Here is a 17,599-nt window from a genome sequence, read left to right as displayed (position 1 = left end):
TACTCCCTTACTTGCGGTTCTTGCCAGACGGACGACGACGAACAATCATCTTGTTCGAAGCCTTCTTCGGACGACGAGTACGAACCTCGCCCTTGCCCCACGGGGAGACCGGCGGCTTGCCACCGCGGGTACGACCGCCGTGCGGGTGGTCAACCGGGTTCATGGACTCACCACGGGTGATCGGGCGCTTGCCCATCCAACGAGCACGACCGGCCTTACCGAGCTGGATGTTGGCGTGGTCCTCGTTGCCGACCTCGCCGACGGTAGCGCGGCAGCGCGCGTCGACGTTGCGGATTTCGCCGGAGGGCATACGCAGCTGAGCGTAAGCGCCATCCTTGGCGACGAGCTGGACGGAGGCACCGGCGGAACGAGCGATCTTGGCGCCACCGAGCGGCTTGAGCTCGATGTTGTGGACCACGGTACCGGTCGGGATGTTGGCCAGCGGCAGGTTGTTGCCCGGCTTGATATCAGCCTGGGCACCGGTCTCGATGACGTCACCCTGCTTGATGCCCTTCGGAGCGATGATGTAACGCTTCTCGCCATCGGCGAAGTTCAGGAGGGCGATACGAGCGGAACGGTTCGGATCGTACTCGATCTCAGCAACCTTGGCGGGCACGCCGTCCTTGTCCCAACGACGGAAGTCGATGAGACGGTACTGGCGCTTGTGACCGCCGCCGCGATGGCGGGAGGTGATACGGCCGTAGGAGTTACGACCGCCGGTCTTGGACTTCTTGCGAACCAGCGACTTCTCAGGCGTGGAGCGCGTCAGATCGGAGAAGTCCGAGACGGACGCGTTGCGACGGCCTGCGGTCGTCGGCTTGTAAACGCGGATAGCCATAATCTAGTCTTCCTTTAACTTTTCTCGGCTAGCCTTCAGTTGCCGAAGATGTCGATCGTCTGACCCTCAGCCACGGTCACGATCGCACGCTTCTGGGAAGCGCGCTGGCCGAAACCGGTGCGGGTGCGCTGCTTCTTGCCAGCGCGGTTCAGGGTGTTGACGTTCGTCACCTTGACCTTGAAGATCTCTTCGATTGCCTGCTTGATCTGCACCTTGTTCGCATCCTTGGCCACCACGAAGGTGTACTGGCCGCGGTCGGAACCGGCGTAGCTCTTCTCGGAGACGACGGGCTTAAGAATGACGTCGTGAGCGGGCTTGTGAATAGCGACCATCTAAATCAGGCCTCCTTCGGCTCGGTCTTGGCAGCCACGAAAGCCTCGAAGGCTTCCTTGGTGAAGACCACGTACTGAGCGGTGACCACATCGTACGTGTTGAGCTGATCGACGAAAATCGGATGAACGTTCGGCAGGTTGCGCACGGAGAGCCACTCGTTGATGTTCTCGCGAGTGAAGACGATCGTGGCGAACTTGTCCGAAATGACCGGGTTCAGAGCGGCGACAGAAGCCTTGGTGGACGGGGTATCGGTGATGCCGAAGTCCACAACGGCGATGCGGCCAGCGTTGGCGCGGTCAGACAGGATGTAGCGCAGAGCTGCAGCCTTCATCTTCTTGGGGGTGCGCTGGGAGTAGTCGCGCGGCTGAGGACCGAACACGGTGCCGCCGTGGTACCACTGCGGGGCGCGGATGGAGCCCTGACGAGCACGACCGGTGCCCTTCTGCTTCCACGGCTTCTTGCCGCCGCCGGAAACCATGCCACGAGTCTTGGTGGCATGAGTGCCCTGACGAGCAGCAGCGAGCTGAGCCACGACAACCTGGTGGATCAGCGGGATGTGGGCCTGCACGTCCTCGGCAGAGAAGCCGAAGATCTCAGCAGGGGCCTCGACGGTGCCGGCGGCCTGGCCCTTGGCGTCAGTGACGTTCAGAGTAACGTTTGCCATGGTTTATCAGGCTCCCTTCACTGCGGAACGGACGAGAACGATGCCGCCCTTGGGGCCGGGGAGGGCACCCTTGATGGCGATGACGCCGTTCTCGACGTCAGCGGAGACTACGGTGAGGTTCAGCGCGGTGGAGGTCACATGACCCATGCGACCGGCCATACGCTTGCCCTTGAGAATGCGGCTCGGGGTAGCGCATGCGCCCACGGAACCGGGACGACGCTCGTTCTTGTGAGAGCCGTGGGAACGACGGTAGGACTTGAAGCCCCAACGCTTGATGGTACCGGCGAAGCCCTTGCCCTTGGTGGTGCCGGTCACGTCGACCAGAGCGCCCTCCTCGAACAGATCGGCAGCCAGTTCCTGACCAGCCTCGAACTCCTCGACGTTGTCGGTACGCACCTCAACGAGGTGACGACGCGGGGTGACACCAGCCTTGGCAAAGTGGCCAGCCAGCGGCTTGGTCACCTTGGTCGGGTCGATGGCGCCGTAGCCGAGCTGGACGGCCTTGTAGCCATCGGACTCCTCGGTCTTCACGGCGGTCACCACGTTGGTGGACACGTCGACAAGAGTGACGGGCACGAAGAAGCCGTTCTCATCCCACACCTGGGACATGCCGAGCTTCTTGCCCAGCAGAGCCTTGCGATTAGACATAATGCTTCCTCCTCCCTTACAGCTTGATCTCGATGTTGACGTCTGCAGGCAGATCGATGTGCATCAGAGAATCCACGGCCTTGGGGGTCGGGTCCACGATGTCAATGAGGCGCTTGTGAGTGCGCATCTCGAAGTGCTCGCGAGAATCCTTGTACTTGTGAGGAGAACGAATAACAACAAAGACGTTCTTCTCGGTCGGCAGCGGAACGGGGCCAACAACAGTTGCGCCCGCGTTCGTCACCGTTTCGACGATCTTCTTCGCCGATTGGTCGATGACCTCGTGGTCATAGGACTTAAGCCTGATGCGGATTTTCTGTCCCGCCATTGCCGTCCGCCCTTTCTAGCGATGTTCGTTGTACTTTACCAACCTGCTTCTAGGGCACCGGCGCGTAATGCCCCCCCATTGGACATAGGTCCACTGGCGGTCATCCACATCAGTGCGCAGTCTCCGGCATCCGCTCCCTTCGAAGCGCTCCGGCCTGCGCTCGCTTTTTTAATTCCAATTTGCGAGCCCAAATCAGGCAACTTGTTTATTCAAACATTGGGGCGGGACTAAACAGCCAGCTAAGAAATCCGGGCGTGTCGCCGCACCAAGCATCACCGCATCCCCCTAGATTCTGCTCCCCTGGGACATCGACCACCCGAAGTCCACCGGACATTCTGGGCCTACACCCACCACCAACAGGCCCCCAATCCGTGTTCTGGGCATATACGTATCTTGAAACCGTCATTTTTGGCTTCTAGGTGGTATGCAAATGCCCAGAACCTGTTTTATTGCACATAAAGACCCAGAATAATTGGTCGGGATATGCCCAGAACGGTAATCTGCCGGTTCTCCTGGCTCCTATGCCCCTCCCCGATTCCCCTGATCAATCCGATTCCCCTGATCAATCAATCAGTTTCAACCGACCGACCAACCAACCAGCCGACCAACCAGCCGGCCACATCTGCTTATTAAGCTGTTATGGCCCAATAGGTCATTCGCCTATGGCATTGGATCAATTCGCTGGCCCCACCTCCATTCACCCAGTACCATGAATCGATTTCCATTAGCCAAAACCAATCGAAAATGATCCATCAGCGCTCATACACAGCTACTGACCCTATCCGCGACGCGGCACTCCAACGGACTCAAGCTTATGCACCAAAGGCGTTCTGTCTAAAGCCTCCCGGAACGAGAAGCGGACCATATCATCTACCACCAGACGGATACGCTCCTCTCGTTCCTTTTCTGCGATGATCGTCTCCGAAAGACTCCCGTTGCGGAACATTGAACGATCCGTATATTTCACACGACCATCAAGTTCGGCCACAATCAATCCACCAACATCATTGCGCCAAGCAAAATCGACTCTATATACCGTACGGGCATCGTATGGATCCACAATTGCCTCCTGCAACAATGGCATTGCGAATCGTTCCTCCAATATGACGCCCAACGAATACGCTTCACCGCCGTTCTCGGTATGGCCGGTAGCTGGTTTCAATGCCGCCAACGCCGCTTTTCTATGCCAGCCAGGCAAGGATTCGAAGCATCGTTCAAGCTTGTCCTTATTCATCATCCGGTTACGCAGCACGGCCTCAATAACCGCAAGCGCATCAGGAAACGATTGTCTGCGAGCGCAATCGAATACCGTTCGCGCCAACGGGGTGACGCGAATACCATCGACTATCTCATAATGTTCTTCGCGTATGTAATGGTGCCGTACCTTACCGTAATCGTGTACGTGTTTGTCATCTACGGTACGGATATGGATAAGGTCCATATGGCGGGTTGAGGTGTTGACACCATACACAGCGGCAGCCGTCATATCGCAGAAAATCCATCCGGGATGCATCTGCGACAGCGACCGTACGATGTGAAGATACCTGTTCCGCGCATCCAACGACAGCCAGTAATCCGGGCGCATATACAATCCCGGATAGACGCGGAGGATCGCTCCCGCCTTTTCGCGACGGACAAGCATCCTGCACTGTGCATCCGATTCACCCCACAGACATGTCTGCTGCCGTTGGGCCGTGTCCAACCTTCGATCAAGTTCTTTATTCCTTCTCATAATGCGACGCTACGGGATGACAGATGAACTGTACAGCAGATTCGGCTTATGTGGTTCCAGCTTGCATAGTTATCCACATTGGCATCCTCGCTCGTAGGCAGCGGCACTCTCGTGGCATCGACTTCGACTTGTTCAGCCGCGTTGCAAGCGATCCGAACGCACCTAGCCATGTGGGATTCGGTGGGATCCAGAACGGTTCTCACGGTTGCGTGGCGAAAGTCACGTCCGGTATCGAGCGCGAGTGATTGTGCAGCCCGATGGAGACGATTACCGTGGCTAATGTGACGCAATCACTGGCCAAGAACATTCATCCGATTACCGCGCATGACGCCAATGTGCTGTACCAGCATGGCACGTTGGCACTGTTGGTGCCGGGTTTGCTGGAGGGCACCACTACCATCGGCGAGCTGCTCAAGCATGGCGATACCGGCATAGGCACCGGTGAAGGGCTGGATGGTGAGCTCATCATCCTTGACGGCGTGGCCTATAAAATCGGCCAGTCCGGTGTCGCCGAGCAAGTTCCCTCGGATTTCACCATGCCCTTCGCCAACTCACATCGAGCGGCGTTCCAGTTTCAATGCTCGCGTGAAGACATTGGCCTAGAAGCACTCAACGAACGTATCGTCGAGGCCAACGGACGTGCCAACACCTTCTTTTCGGTAAAGGTGCACGGCACGTTCAGCTTCATGAAAACCCGTGCCGTGATCAAACAGCAGGCACCGTATCCCACATTGCTGGAAGTCGCCGATCGTCAGGCCATCTTTCTGCGCCACGATGTGACCGGTACCATGCTCGGCTACTTCTCTCCCGTAATGTTCCATGGTGCCGCCGTAGCCGGATTCCACGAGCATTTCCTCTCCGATGACCATACTTTCGGCGGTCATGTGCTGGATGCGGTACTCAGCCATGGTGAAATCTATAGTCAGGTATTCGATACGCTGGTCACCCATCTGCCGGTAGACGATCCCGAATACCGCAATCACGATTTCAGCCAGGACAATATCGCCGAGGCAATCTCCAGTGCCGAAGGGGACACCGCGCATTAAAGACACCTGCGCACCTATGCGCATCTTTGCGTCATTTATATAAGGTATAGGTGTCACCTCTATTAGGTGTCACCTCTATTGCGATGCCGCGGTCGTCCTCTTGCATATTCGGCAAGCCAAGCAAGCCAAGACTTCGCTCTGTCACACGGATTTGCTTTGGCACCCCTGTTGTACACGGCCCGGGCCTGATACCTTGGGGACCATGAGCGAACAGCCTTCCACCTTGCAGCGGCGGTCAGCATCCGCCGCCTCACACTCGTCGTCACACCGAAAAACCGCTGTCCGCGACTGGGTTCCCGATCAGCCCGGCGCATGGGCGATGGCGCTCACGCCAGCGCTGGCCGGCATGATTATAGACGGCACGAATCCGACCACCATCTGGCTGTTCGCCGCATGGGTATTGTGTTATTGCGTTCAATTCACCGCCGCACGGTGGTTCAAGTCGCGATTCGCCCACCGGTACGCACCGCCGGTTGCCGTATATACGGTATTGCTTGCCGCGGTCGGCTTGCCGTTCGTTATCATCCATCCGACAACCCTATGGTGGGCACCGTTATACGCCATACTGGCCACACTGTCGTTCGTCGCCGCATGGCTGCGTCGCGAACGGACGCTCTGGGGCAACGCTGTCGCGATCCTCGCCTCCTGCACCATGGCAATAGTTGTCAGCTCATTCGGCACCCACGCAGCAAACGCACAGTATCCGATGCTTGCGAACGGCGGTCTGCCTGCCGCCACCGTCTTTTTCCTCACCCAGTTCGGATCGGTGCTGTTCGTGAAGACCATGATTCGAGAACGCGGCAAACGAGGATATCTCTGGGCATCGTGGATTTGGCACGGCGCGCTGTTGGCCGCGGCGTTCGGCCTGTGGGGCCTGCTGGGATTCGGAAGGTTGTTCTCGATGCCGGCGATTGTCTGCTTGTGGCTGCTGGCCCGTGCGATAGCAATGCCGCCGATTGCACGACGGCGCAGCATCAAGCCAATCGCCGTGGGATTGGTCGAGATGATGTCAAGCCTATCTGTTTTTGCAGCCGTATTGCTCACGTTCTGAAGGCCAGTTCCCGCACGGTGCGGGTGTCACTTCACTGCATCATGGAAAGCGGGAAGGGAATGAGCAGGGGGAGACGGCCCTCACCAAAAACAGGAAAGCCCGTCCGGAAGTGGACGGGCTTTCGTTATGTGATTGCGACGGTCAGCGCCGAATCATGTGATCAGACGCGCTCGGAGGCTTCCTCCGTGGCGGCCTCGCCTTCGCGCTCGACGCGCAGCTTGTGGCCTTCCTCCTGAGAGACACCGTAGTAGGCGGCAACGGCGATGTCCTTCATGTCGTTGATCAGCGGGATGCGCGGGTTGGCCGGAGTGCACTGGTCCTCGTAAGCGCGCATGCCGATCTGGTCGAGCACGCTCCAGAAGTAGTCCTCGTCCACACCGCAATCCTTGAAGCTCTTGTTCATGCCGAGCTTGTTGTCACGGTAGTCCTCAACGGCCTTCGCCAGGTTTTCGACGGCCTCGGCCGGGGTCTTGCCCGGGTCGATGCCGAGGTTGATGGCGATGTCGCGGTAGCGCTCGTCGGCGATGTACTTGTCGTACTTCGGCCACGAGGTCGGCTCCTCCGGAACCTGACCGTTGTAACGGATCACGTACGGCAGCAGGATGGAGTTGGTACGACCGTGGGCGATGTGGCACAGAGCGCCAATGGTGTGGGCCATGCCGTGGCACATGCCGAGGAACGCGGAGCCGAAGGCCATACCGGCCATGGTGGCGGCGTTGTGCATCTTCTCCTGGGCGTTGGTCTTGGCGAGGCCCGGCTCACCGTTGACGGACTCAGCCAGGTTGTCCCAGATGAGCTTGGCGGCGTGCAGAGCCATGCCATCCGTGAAGTCGTTGGCATACACGGACACATAGGCCTCGAAGGAGTGGGTCAGGGCGTCGAAGCCGGCGTCGGAGGCCAGCTTGCGCGGCTGGGTACGGGCCAGCACCGGATCGACGATGGCCACGGACGGGGTCAGGGCGTAGTCGGTGATCGGGTACTTGTAGCCGGTCTTGTGATCGGTGATCACAGCGAACGGCGTAACCTCGGAGCCGGTGCCGGAGGAGGTCGGGATGCACACGAGCTTGGCCTTCTTGCCCAGCGGCGGAATCTTGAAGGCGCGCTTGCGGATATCGAAGAACTTCTCACGCACATCGGAGAAGGAGATTTCCGGGTGCTCGTAAAGCAGCCACATGATCTTCGCGGCGTCCATCGGGGAACCACCACCGACGGCGATGATGGTGTCCGGCTCGAACTCCTCGCGCATCATCTCGGCGCCCTTTTCGACGGTCTCGACGGAAGGCTCCGGCTCGACGTAGTCGATGATGCGGAAGGTGACATTGTTGGCGCGAGCACGCAGCTGGTCGATGATCTTATCAACGATGCCGAGCTGCTCCATGACCTTGTCGCACACGATGACGGCCTTTTCGATGCCGTACATGTCGCGCAGGTACTTGACGGCGTTCGGCTCGAAGTAGGTCTTGGCCGGGATCTTGAACCACTGCATGTTGTTGTTCCTCCGAGCGATGCGCTTGATGTTGACGAGGTTCACGGCCTGCACATTGCCGGACACCGAGTTACCGCCGTAAGAGCCGCAGCCCAGAGTCAACGACGGGGCGATCGCGTTGTAGATATCGCCGATGCCGCCAAGGGAGGACGGCTGGTTCCAGATGATGCGGCAGGCGTGCATGCGCAGACCGTACTCGCGCACCAGATCCTGGTTGTTGGTGTGGATGGCGGCGGTATGGCCGGCACCCAGCTTGAGCATCTGCTCGCACATTTCGAAGGCCTGTTCCTTGGAATCGGCCTTGAGAACGGCATGCACCGGGGCGAGCTTCTCGTGGGTCAGCGGCTCGTTGTCGGAGACTTCCTTGCACTCGGCCGCGATAATGGTGGCGTCAGCCGGGATCTCGAAGCCGGCGGCCTTGGCGATGAACTGCGGGGACTTGCCCGGCACCACGGAGTTGAGCTTCGGGGTCTGGCCCGAGCCGGCGGTGCAGCCGAACATGTACTGCTCCAGCTTGGCCTTCTCCTCGGCGTTCACGAAGTATGCCTTGCGACGCTTGAGCTCCTTGACCAGCGGTGCGTAAACGTCCTTATGGGCGATGATGGCCTGCTCGGTGGCGCAGATCATGCCATAGTCGAAGTGCTTGGACAGAATCAGATCGTTGGCGGCACGCACGATGTCCACATCGGAATCGACGTAGGCCGGGGCGTTGCCGGCGCCCACGCCGAGGGCGGGCTTACCGGAAGAGTAGGCGGCCTTGACCATGCCCGGGCCACCGGTGGCAAGAATCGTGGCGATACCCGGGTGCTTCATCAAAGCACCGGTGGCTTCGATGGACGGGTGCTCGATCCACTGAATACAGTTGGCCGGGGCACCGGCTTCGATGGCGGCGTCGCGCACGATGCGGGCAGCCTCGGCAGAGCACTTCTGGGCGAACGGGTGGAAACCGAACACGATCGGGCAACGGGTCTTCAGTGCGATCAGGGACTTGAAGATGGCGGTGGAAGTGGGGTTGGTGACCGGAGTCACACCGGCGACCACGCCAACCGGCTCGGCCACTTCGTCAATACCCATGACGTCGTCTTCGCGAATGATGCCGACGGTCTTCTGACCGGCGAGGTAGTTGGTGATGTGCTCGCAAGCGAAGATGTTCTTGGTGGCCTTATCTTCCACGAGGCCACGGCCGGTCTCGTCCACGGCCATCTTCGCCAGTACCAGATGCTTGTTCAGGGCGGCGACGGATGCCTTAGCCACGATGTGGTCTACCTGCTTCTGGTCCAGCTTCTCGAACTCGGCCAATGCCTTCTGGGCCTTGACGACCAGAGCATTCACCTCGGCTTCGGCCACTGCCTTCTTATCTTCGGGGGTCGGCTGGGGAATCTCGACCTTCTTTGCTTCTGCCACTTGGGGTCCTCCTCGATCTTCTTGGGGTATATGGCAAAGTTCCCGGCGCAGCACCGCACCTTGCGCAACGTAAGGGACGTACCCTACCGTCCGACAAGATATTTGACTGCGTGCGCTTGTCACATCATCCTGTGACCTGAGTCACAATATACCGAAGGTCTTTCAGCCCCGCATACGCACAAAATCAACGGCGTTTCATGTAAGATATTGATCAGTATTTGTTTTATTTAGTGCGTTTTATCTAACAAAATATAACTTTTCACTCTTTTTTGACGTATTTTGTTCGATTTTTGACGAATATCACATTCAATACATCGCACACCAACGTCATCTTCTATAAGATGACTTTATAAAAGTAATCACATTCTTCGCAAATAATAAAAACATCTTTATAAAAGTTAAGCTTCAAGCAAGTACACTGATATGTGCATGCTCATCGTCTCACAAAGGGGTAGTCATGAGAGCGACGCCATCCACCGCGGTGAAACAACACAACCGCAACGCCATGACTCGATATCTGTATACCCATCATCACGTCACCAAGCAGGAACTCGAACACGGACTTGGATTAAGCCTGCCCACCATCACACAGAACCTTCGTATGCTGGAAGAAAAAGGACTCATCCGCAAAGGCAAGTTCCACGAATCCACCGGCGGACGCAAGGCCCGGAACTATGAGTTCAATCCCAACCATCGAACGGCAATCGGCGTGGTGATGCGCGCCACCGGCGTACGCATGTGCGCCGTCGATCTGTACGGCAAGGTGATCGAGCAGCGTCAGGATGCCCTTCCCTATCGCAATGCCAACGTTTACTACCAGCGGATCGGCGGCATCATCAACAATTTTGCAGCGGATATCGAAAATAAGCACGGCAAGGTGCTTGGCGTATCGTTCGCCGTCCAGGGCATCCTCTCCCCCGATGCCTCGACCATTACCTTCGGCACCATCATGGGCAATACCGGCTTGACAATCGACACCATCAGCCAATCCGTGCATTACCCATGCATGATGATTCACGACTCCGATGCCTCCGCCATGGCGGAACTCTGGGCCGATCCGAGTCTTACCGACGCGATTTGCGTGTATCTCGAACGCCGACCGAGCGGCGCAGTGATCGTCGGCGGCAAACTGTACCAAGGCCCCAATCATTGCAACGGCACCATCGAACATATGACACTGGTACCCGGCGGACGCGAATGCTACTGCGGTCAGCGCGGCTGCATGGACACCTATTGTTCCCCGGAAACACTTCCCGAGGACTACGAGAGCATCCCAGGCTTCTTCAGCGTGCTCGAACAAGGCGAACGTCACCACCGCGAGCGCATGAACGAATGGCTGGACTATGTGGCGCAGGCCATCGTCAACGCACGTTCCATCATCGCCGGTGACGTTATCGTCGGCGGCGAGGCAGCACAACATCTCACACAAGACGACATCGACGCCCTCCGACATCGAGTTGTGCAACGTTCCCCATTCGGCACCATCAATTTCACACTGCGGAAAAGCTACTGCGGCGAAGACCAAAACATCATCGGCGCAGCATTGCGGTATGTGGAAGACTATGCGAACGAAATATGCGGCGTAGGCGAACATGCCTCACGGGCCGGCCGCTAGACAATCAATGCCCAAACGCCATGCAGACAAAGGTTCCCTCCCAAATCAAGAATTCCGCCGCTTAACGGCAACACGTCTACAATGGAGTCATGAGAAATCCAGCGTTGCATCGCTATGCCACTCGACCGGGGTTCTATTTCACCGAAGATGGGGGCGCGGACGTCGTAGTCCGTTCGGAAACCGCCGATCAGGTCTGGCTGTGCGTCCTTGAGTCCATTGATCAGCCCAGCGCGTTCTTCCAGGACTCCATACGCCTGTTCAACGATCCGAACGTATCGTTCCTGCAGCAAATACATGAGTTTCCGGTCTGCACACGCATCATCGAGCACCTGTACGTGCGCGAAACCTTGTTCCGTATGACCGGACCGAATTACGGTCTATGGTACGTGCACCTGCCCAAGGCATGGGACGGGATGAAATACGGATACCGTGTGGATGGCGCTTGGGACCCGAAACACGGCGTGCGATTCAATCCATATAAATTCCTGCTCGACCCATATGGCAAAGGCATCGACGGCTCAATGGAACTCGCACCGTCCGCGTTCTCCTATGAGTGCGAGGTAGTGGACGGCAAGGTGCTCGGCTCCGCTTACGGCGACATGAGCACCGTGGATTCACTCGGTCATGTGCCGGTCTCCGTGGCCATCGATGATCGCGACGTCCATAAACATGAAGGCGACCCAGAGCACCCGCATGTGCCCTGGCGTAAAACCGTAATCTACGAAATGCATGTCAAAGGCTTCACCGCCAACGCACCTTGGCTGCCCGAAGCGTTGCGCGGCACTTATGCCGGACTCGCACATCCCACCACACTTGCCTATCTGCAGAATCTGGGCGTCACTTCCATTGAACTGCTGCCCATCCAAGCCAAGCAGGACGAGCTGTTCCTGCAGGAGCATGGACGAGGCAACTATTGGGGTTATTCCACGCTGAGTTACTTCTCCCCCGAGCCTTCCTACGCCACCAAGGCCGCTCAGGAAAAGGGTGCCACAGCGGTACGGCAAGAGGTTATCGACATGGTGCGCGCCTTACATGAGGCCGGCTTCGAGGTCATCATGGATGTGGTCTACAACCACACCTGCGAGGGCGGCGTGGAAGGCCCTACCGTCTGCTGGCGAGGATTGGACGATCTAGCCTACTACCGTCATCAAAAATCGAATCCCGGACGTCTGGAAGACACCACCGGCTGCGGCAACACGCTTGACTTTACGAATACACACGTCGTCACCTTTGCCGTCGATTCGTTGCGCTATTGGGCCAAACGAATCGGCATCGACGGCTTCCGTTTCGATCTGGGTGTGACCCTTGCACGCCTGGAAGGTGAATTCACCCATCATCATCCCTTCCTGTATGCGCTGCGTTCCGACCTGCTGCTCGGCAATCTGAAGCTCATCATGGAGCCTTGGGATCTGGGGAACTTCGGTTGGCGCACCGGGCAGTTCGGCATCCCCTTTGCCGAGTGGAACGATCGTTTCCGCGACACGATCCGTACATTCTGGCTGGAGGATGTGGACGGCAGCAGCGATTTCGGTCGTACCCAATTACAGGAGATCGCCACCAGACTGTGCGGCTCGGCGGACCTGTTCGCCACTGACCCCGGACGCGGCGCCACCGCTTCCATCAATTTCGTCACCTGCCATGACGGCTTCACGCTCACCGATCTGACTCGTTACCGCACCAAACACAACGAGGCCAACGGAGAACACAACAATGACGGCTCTTCGGTAAATCACTCCGCCAATTTCGGCGTGGAAGGCGTTACTGATGATTTGGATGTGATCACGGCTCGCGAGCAGGCCGCCATGAACATGATGGGGACACTGCTACTCTCGTTGGGCACACCGATGATGCTGGCAGGCGACGAATTCCGCAATACGCAGGATGGCAACAACAATGCCTACTGCCAGGACAACGACATCACCTGGCTCAACTGGGACTGGCTGTATTCGCCGCAGAAGACGCGCGAGATGCGTCGTCTGGAGACCGTGTCCCATCTGGTTGCGCTGCGCAAATCCTTGGATCTGTACCATCACGAGGATTTCTTCACCCGCCTGACGCAGATCGGCCTGTTCAAGCCATCAGACCGCGTCAAATGGTTCCTGCCCAACGGCAATGCCCCCGCCGAACGGGATTGGTTCGATCTGTCCACGAGAAGCTTCACCATGCGATTGCTCTCCAATAGTGAAGTGGACGTGTGCATCGTGGTCAATGGTGTGGACGAAGACCGGCAGTTCACCCTGCCTTCAGACAGCACATGGGTGCCGAAATGGTGTTCCGCTGAGATCAATGGCAGATGGCCGGGGCATGGCGGCGTCGTGAAGCCAAACGACGACGATGACATCAGCGTGTGGATGCAGCATGTGCAGAACGCCAGCGAAACCGTGCGCCGTCTTGCCGAAGAGGCCACGGCGCGCATGAAAGCCGAGGGCATGTCCGATGTGGATGCGGCCACGTTCGCCATGCTGCAGGAATCCCGGTCCGCTCCTACCGCTGAATTCGCTAAGGTGACGCGGCGGCGTACCGCCGACAGCCCGGAGGGCGGCAAAGAACAGCAAACGCAACAACGCGGTCAGGTCCGTCCAACTACCGCGCAAACGGTTGAGGTTGACGGCCCGCCTGCCGAGTCGTCAGCGACTGTGCATGGAGGCGGCGCATCAGCTTCGGCAGAGGGCACCGTCTCCGCCGATAAGGCCCCGGTCGACAAGGCCCCGACGGCCGATGTAGTAGCGGAGTCGGCCACCAAGCCATCGCCACATGTGTGGACCATGCCGGCACTAAGCATCACGCTGATGAAGCAGGTGTGATATTCCCTAGGTTCGAGGCCTTGCGGCTTGAGTCGTGAGGCCTGAACCGTACGACTGCCTGAGCCTGGGCAAAGGCAACAGGCCACGCATACAGACCATGCATAGATGTTGGTATAGCAAAGAACCCTTCGCGGACGCATCCACGAAGGGTTCTTTGATGCTCGGTACAGTCCGAAAGCGAAATTAACGCTTGGAGAACTGCGGGGCGCGACGAGCCTTGTGCAGACCAGCCTTCTTGCGCTCCACGACGCGGGCGTCGCGGGTCAGGAAGCCGGCCTTCTTCAGGGCGGCGCGGTTGGCGTCACGATCGATGGCGTTCAGGGCGCGGGCCACGCCGAGACGGATGGCACCGGCCTGACCGGTGGTGCCGCCGCCGTCAACGAGGACGATCACGTCGAACTTGCCTTCGAGCTTGAGCAGGACGATCGGGGAGTTGACCTCACGCTGCTGCAGCTTGGAGGGGAAGTACTCCTCCAGAGTGCGGCCGTTGACGGTCCACTTGCCGGAACCCGGAACCAGACGGACACGGGCCACAGCTTCCTTACGACGACCGGTGCCGTAGCCCGGCTCGATCGCGGAGGTGCCGGTGCCAGCGCCAGCGTTGGTCTCGGTGGTGTAGTTGGTGAGCTCCTCTTCGGTCTCGACAACCTGGGAGTCGTTGGTGTTTTCAGCCATGATTCTTATCTCCTCTCAGGTTTCACTTAGCCTGCTGCGAGACCTGAGCGATCTCGAAGACCTGGGGCTTCTGCGGGGTGTGCGGGTGCTCGGCGCCGCGGAAGATGCGGAGACGGTCGAGCTGTGCCTTGGACAGACGGTTCTTCGGCAGCATGCCCTTGATGGCGGACTTGATGATGCGCTCGGGGTTCTTCTCAAGCAGCTCGGCGTAGGAATCGCGACGCAGGCCACCGGGACGACCGGAGTGTGCGTACAGTTCCTTGCCCATCTTGTTGCCGGTCAGAGCAATCTTGTCGGCGTTGATGATGATCACGTGGTTGCCGGAATCGGCGTGAGGAGCGAAGGTCGGCTTGTTCTTGCCGCGCAGCAGAATAGCAGCCTGGGAGGCAAGACGGCCGAGCACCACGTCGGTGGCGTCGATGACATACCAGTCGTGAGTCAGATCAGCTGGCTTCGGAGTGAAAGTTTTCACTGCATTACCTTTTCTATTCATTGTGTTCCGGGCTCTCGGCTGCCTGGCGTGGCTTGGTCAGGGCCGCATCCAGAAGGCGTCGAACCTCATTATCCGTGGGCTCCCTGAAAGTCCTCGATGGCGAGTGGGATAGCGCTTTGAAGGACCCCTTAGGGAAACACAACAATCCACTAGTATATCGCCGGTCTTGACATTGTCACGGGGACATCGGCGCGGCGAAAATATGAGAGGGCGGGCCGACCCATTCACACCGGGTCAACCCGCCCTTTCAACGCGTTTTCGACGCCTCAGCTGTTGAAAATCTGGGCGAAACGTTGCGCGCCAGGAGTTTCGAACAACGTTTCCAGCGGTACGACATCTCCCTTGGCGTCGGCCAGAGGCACTCGCCAATTCGGATATTCATTATTCGTACCCGGCTGGTTCTGCGCACGCTTCTCCCCCACCGCGTCAGTGATCGAAGCAGCGAGCAGCTTGCACGGAGAGCCCTTGAGCGCACGGTACAAAGCGTCAATGATATCCGCCTCATGTTCATCGCGATGCTCGGCGAACTCCGGGTCGAGGTAGCCCTCCTGCACAAGCATGGCCAGCATGGCGTTTTGCTCGGCGGTGGCCGAGGCTTGGAACTCTTCGGCGGAGCCGGTCAGCAATCCCAGACGCTCGCGGATCTTGACATGCTCGTACTCCAGATATCCCGCCGCCGGCGGCATATCGTGGGTGTTGACGGAGGCCAATGCATACGGGCGCCACTGCGAGGGAGCCCGGAATACACCGTCGCGCTGCTCGAACCATTCCACAGCGCAGCCGAGGATGCCGTGGCCAGAGAGCGAATCAGCCACATATTCAGGCACTACGCCAAGGTCTTCTCCCACTACCACGCCATGCGCGCGCGAAGCCTCAATGGCCAGGATTCCCAGCATGATATCGGCGTCGTAATACACATACGTGCCATCCATGGCGCTGTGATGCGAAGGAATCCACCACAGACGGAACAGGCCGAGAATATGGTCGATGCGTACGGCACCGGCGCGGGCGAACATGCCGTGGACCATATTGCGGTACGTCTCATATCCCGTAGCTTCCAGGTCCAGAGGGCTCAGCGGCGGCTGGCTCCAGTCCTGGCCCTGCTGGTTGAACATGTCCGGCGGAGCGCCGACCGTGGCTCCCTTGGCGAATCGCTCAGGATTCCACCATACATCGGCACCGAGGGGGTGGACACCCACTGCCATATCCGACATAACGCCGATATGCATACCGGCATCTTTGGCGGCCTGTTGCGCAGCGGCAAGCTGATCGGAGGCAACCCACTCAAGCCAGCGGTAGAAATCAAGCGTGTCGGGGAACTGTTGCTTGAGATCGGCGATCTCCTGAGAGTCTCGGTTGAATCGACGAATCCAGCTTTCGTCATTGTCTTCGGGAGCGCCCCACTTGTCATAGCACAGGCACCACGTCGCATATGCTTCCAGATCAGAGCCGCATTCCTGCTTGAATACGTCGAATTGCGCCTGACGCTCGGCCTTACGTCCCGCCTTGAAGATAATCCACAACGCATGCATCTTGCTGCGCCACATGGAATCACGATCAATGATCTGCGAGTCGCCGTTGAGCGGTTCGGTTTCGGCATGCAGCTCATCGACGTCATGCTTGGCCTGAGCATCCAGCAATGCATACTCGGGTACCGACTCCGGACGAATGTACGTGAAGTTCACCAATCGACGACTGACCGGAAGATAAGGCGACGGCGTCAGTGGTGAAACCGGTTCGGCGGCATGCACCGGGTTGATCAGCACGAAATCCGCACCGGTCTGGCCTTTGGCATTCACCAGCATGGTCTTCAGGTCTTCGAAATCGCCGATGCCCCAGGAGCCGGCGGAACGAATCGAATACAGCTGCGCCATCCAGCCCCATAGGCTACCGGATTTCATGGGGTCAAGCAGCTCCACATGATCAGGCGCGCTAATCAACGTAGCGTCTTGCGTGCGCCCGGCAACAGTGACATGCAACGTGTGATAGCCGGCAGGGATGTCGGAGGGAATGATCAGCGCCGCCGTGGAGACAAAGGAGCTTCCGAGATCAAACGCCTGAGAACCGTCTCCCGGCCCCACTTCGATATTGCCTTCATAGTCCTCGCCGTTTTCCAGCGTGATGGTGGCCGACGGCACGTCAAGAATGCCGGTGTTCACCAGCACCTTGTCTTCCTTGCCTACCGTATGCAATACGGTAGGCTCCACCAGACGGCTGTACCGTTCCTTCAGGATACGTCGGATGGAGGCATCCTGGGCGTCCTCGTCCTTGGCGTCAATGCCCAGAGCCGCCAGCACGGCGATGAGTACGTCGTCGGCTATCTCGTGATAGTCGTGGCTCATGCCTACGTAGCTGGTGCCGACGCCGACCAACTTGGCGAGTCGAATCAGCGGACGCGCCAGTCGTTCTTCATTCTCGGTATTCTCGCTCATAGCCCCCAGTCTAACGCCCGAAAACAGCGCCACACCGTACGACAAGCGCTACG

At 58.5% G+C, this 17,599-nt stretch carries 15 protein-coding genes; 5 read left to right on the top strand and 10 right to left on the bottom strand.

Going from position 1 to position 17,599, the window contains the following annotated elements:
- Positions 1-7 precede the first annotated feature (7 nt).
- From rplB to G1C97_RS00295, 6 genes are all read right to left on the bottom strand, one after another.
- A complete protein-coding gene (gene rplB, locus G1C97_RS00320; protein ID WP_169240032.1) occupies positions 8-838 on the bottom strand; it encodes a 50S ribosomal protein L2 in 831 nt (276 codons plus the stop codon).
- A 35-nt stretch (positions 839-873) separates the two neighbouring features.
- On the bottom strand, positions 874-1,170 hold the full coding sequence (gene rplW, locus G1C97_RS00315) for a 50S ribosomal protein L23 (RefSeq protein WP_100496311.1): 297 nt from the start codon (positions 1,168-1,170) through the stop codon (positions 874-876).
- Positions 1,171-1,175: 5 nt separating this feature from the next.
- The gene (rplD, locus tag G1C97_RS00310; protein ID WP_169240031.1) at positions 1,176-1,835 is read right to left on the bottom strand and encodes a 50S ribosomal protein L4; all 660 of its coding nucleotides are present in this window, start codon (positions 1,833-1,835) and stop codon (positions 1,176-1,178) included.
- A gap of 6 nt (positions 1,836-1,841) precedes the next feature.
- Positions 1,842-2,483: a 50S ribosomal protein L3 gene (gene rplC, locus G1C97_RS00305; protein WP_100496313.1), complete on the bottom strand. Its 642-nt coding sequence runs from the start codon at positions 2,481-2,483 to the stop codon at positions 1,842-1,844.
- A gap of 16 nt (positions 2,484-2,499) precedes the next feature.
- A complete protein-coding gene (rpsJ, locus tag G1C97_RS00300; protein WP_003808013.1) occupies positions 2,500-2,808 on the bottom strand; it encodes a 30S ribosomal protein S10 in 309 nt (102 codons plus the stop codon).
- Positions 2,809-3,586: 778 nt separating this feature from the next.
- The gene (locus G1C97_RS00295; protein ID WP_169240030.1) at positions 3,587-3,892 is read right to left on the bottom strand and encodes a hypothetical protein; all 306 of its coding nucleotides are present in this window, start codon (positions 3,890-3,892) and stop codon (positions 3,587-3,589) included.
- A gap of 99 nt (positions 3,893-3,991) precedes the next feature.
- Between G1C97_RS00295 and G1C97_RS00290 the strand changes: the two genes are divergently transcribed.
- From G1C97_RS00290 to G1C97_RS00280, 3 genes are all read left to right on the top strand, one after another.
- Positions 3,992-4,261 carry a hypothetical protein gene (locus G1C97_RS00290; RefSeq protein ID WP_169240029.1) on the top strand — a complete coding sequence of 90 codons (270 nt, stop codon included), beginning with the start codon at positions 3,992-3,994 and terminating at the stop codon, positions 4,259-4,261.
- 560 nt (positions 4,262-4,821) lie between these two features.
- Positions 4,822-5,586, top strand: a complete 765-nt coding sequence (gene budA, locus G1C97_RS00285; RefSeq protein ID WP_169240283.1) for an acetolactate decarboxylase — start codon at positions 4,822-4,824, stop codon at positions 5,584-5,586.
- A 202-nt stretch (positions 5,587-5,788) separates the two neighbouring features.
- Positions 5,789-6,637 (top strand): YwiC-like family protein, encoded by an 849-nt coding sequence (locus G1C97_RS00280; protein WP_169240028.1) that lies wholly within the window; start codon positions 5,789-5,791, stop codon positions 6,635-6,637.
- Positions 6,638-6,797: 160 nt separating this feature from the next.
- Here the strand turns inward: G1C97_RS00280 and adhE are convergent, their stop codons facing one another.
- Entirely contained in the window at positions 6,798-9,527 is a 2,730-nt protein-coding gene (adhE, locus tag G1C97_RS00275) for a bifunctional acetaldehyde-CoA/alcohol dehydrogenase (RefSeq protein WP_169240027.1), read from the bottom strand.
- 457 nt (positions 9,528-9,984) lie between these two features.
- Between adhE and G1C97_RS00270 the strand changes: the two genes are divergently transcribed.
- Positions 9,985-11,142 (top strand): ROK family transcriptional regulator, encoded by a 1,158-nt coding sequence (locus G1C97_RS00270; RefSeq protein WP_169240026.1) that lies wholly within the window; start codon positions 9,985-9,987, stop codon positions 11,140-11,142.
- A gap of 89 nt (positions 11,143-11,231) precedes the next feature.
- Positions 11,232-13,946 (top strand): glycogen debranching protein GlgX, encoded by a 2,715-nt coding sequence (gene glgX, locus G1C97_RS00265; RefSeq protein ID WP_169240025.1) that lies wholly within the window; start codon positions 11,232-11,234, stop codon positions 13,944-13,946.
- Between the two features lie 183 nt (positions 13,947-14,129).
- Here glgX and rpsI read toward each other — a convergent pair whose 3' ends face one another.
- From rpsI to malQ, 3 genes are all read right to left on the bottom strand, one after another.
- On the bottom strand, positions 14,130-14,621 hold the full coding sequence (gene rpsI / locus G1C97_RS00260) for a 30S ribosomal protein S9 (protein ID WP_100496319.1): 492 nt from the start codon (positions 14,619-14,621) through the stop codon (positions 14,130-14,132).
- A 22-nt stretch (positions 14,622-14,643) separates the two neighbouring features.
- The gene (rplM, locus tag G1C97_RS00255) at positions 14,644-15,093 is read right to left on the bottom strand and encodes a 50S ribosomal protein L13 (protein WP_100496320.1); all 450 of its coding nucleotides are present in this window, start codon (positions 15,091-15,093) and stop codon (positions 14,644-14,646) included.
- A 287-nt stretch (positions 15,094-15,380) separates the two neighbouring features.
- Positions 15,381-17,546: a 4-alpha-glucanotransferase gene (gene malQ, locus G1C97_RS00250; RefSeq protein ID WP_100496321.1), complete on the bottom strand. Its 2,166-nt coding sequence runs from the start codon at positions 17,544-17,546 to the stop codon at positions 15,381-15,383.
- Positions 17,547-17,599: the final 53 nt, after the last annotated feature.

The organism is Bifidobacterium olomucense, assembly GCF_012932375.1.
Lineage (GTDB): Bacteria > Actinomycetota > Actinomycetes > Actinomycetales > Bifidobacteriaceae > Bifidobacterium > Bifidobacterium olomucense.
This window is presented reverse-complemented; position numbering and strand designations above follow the sequence as displayed.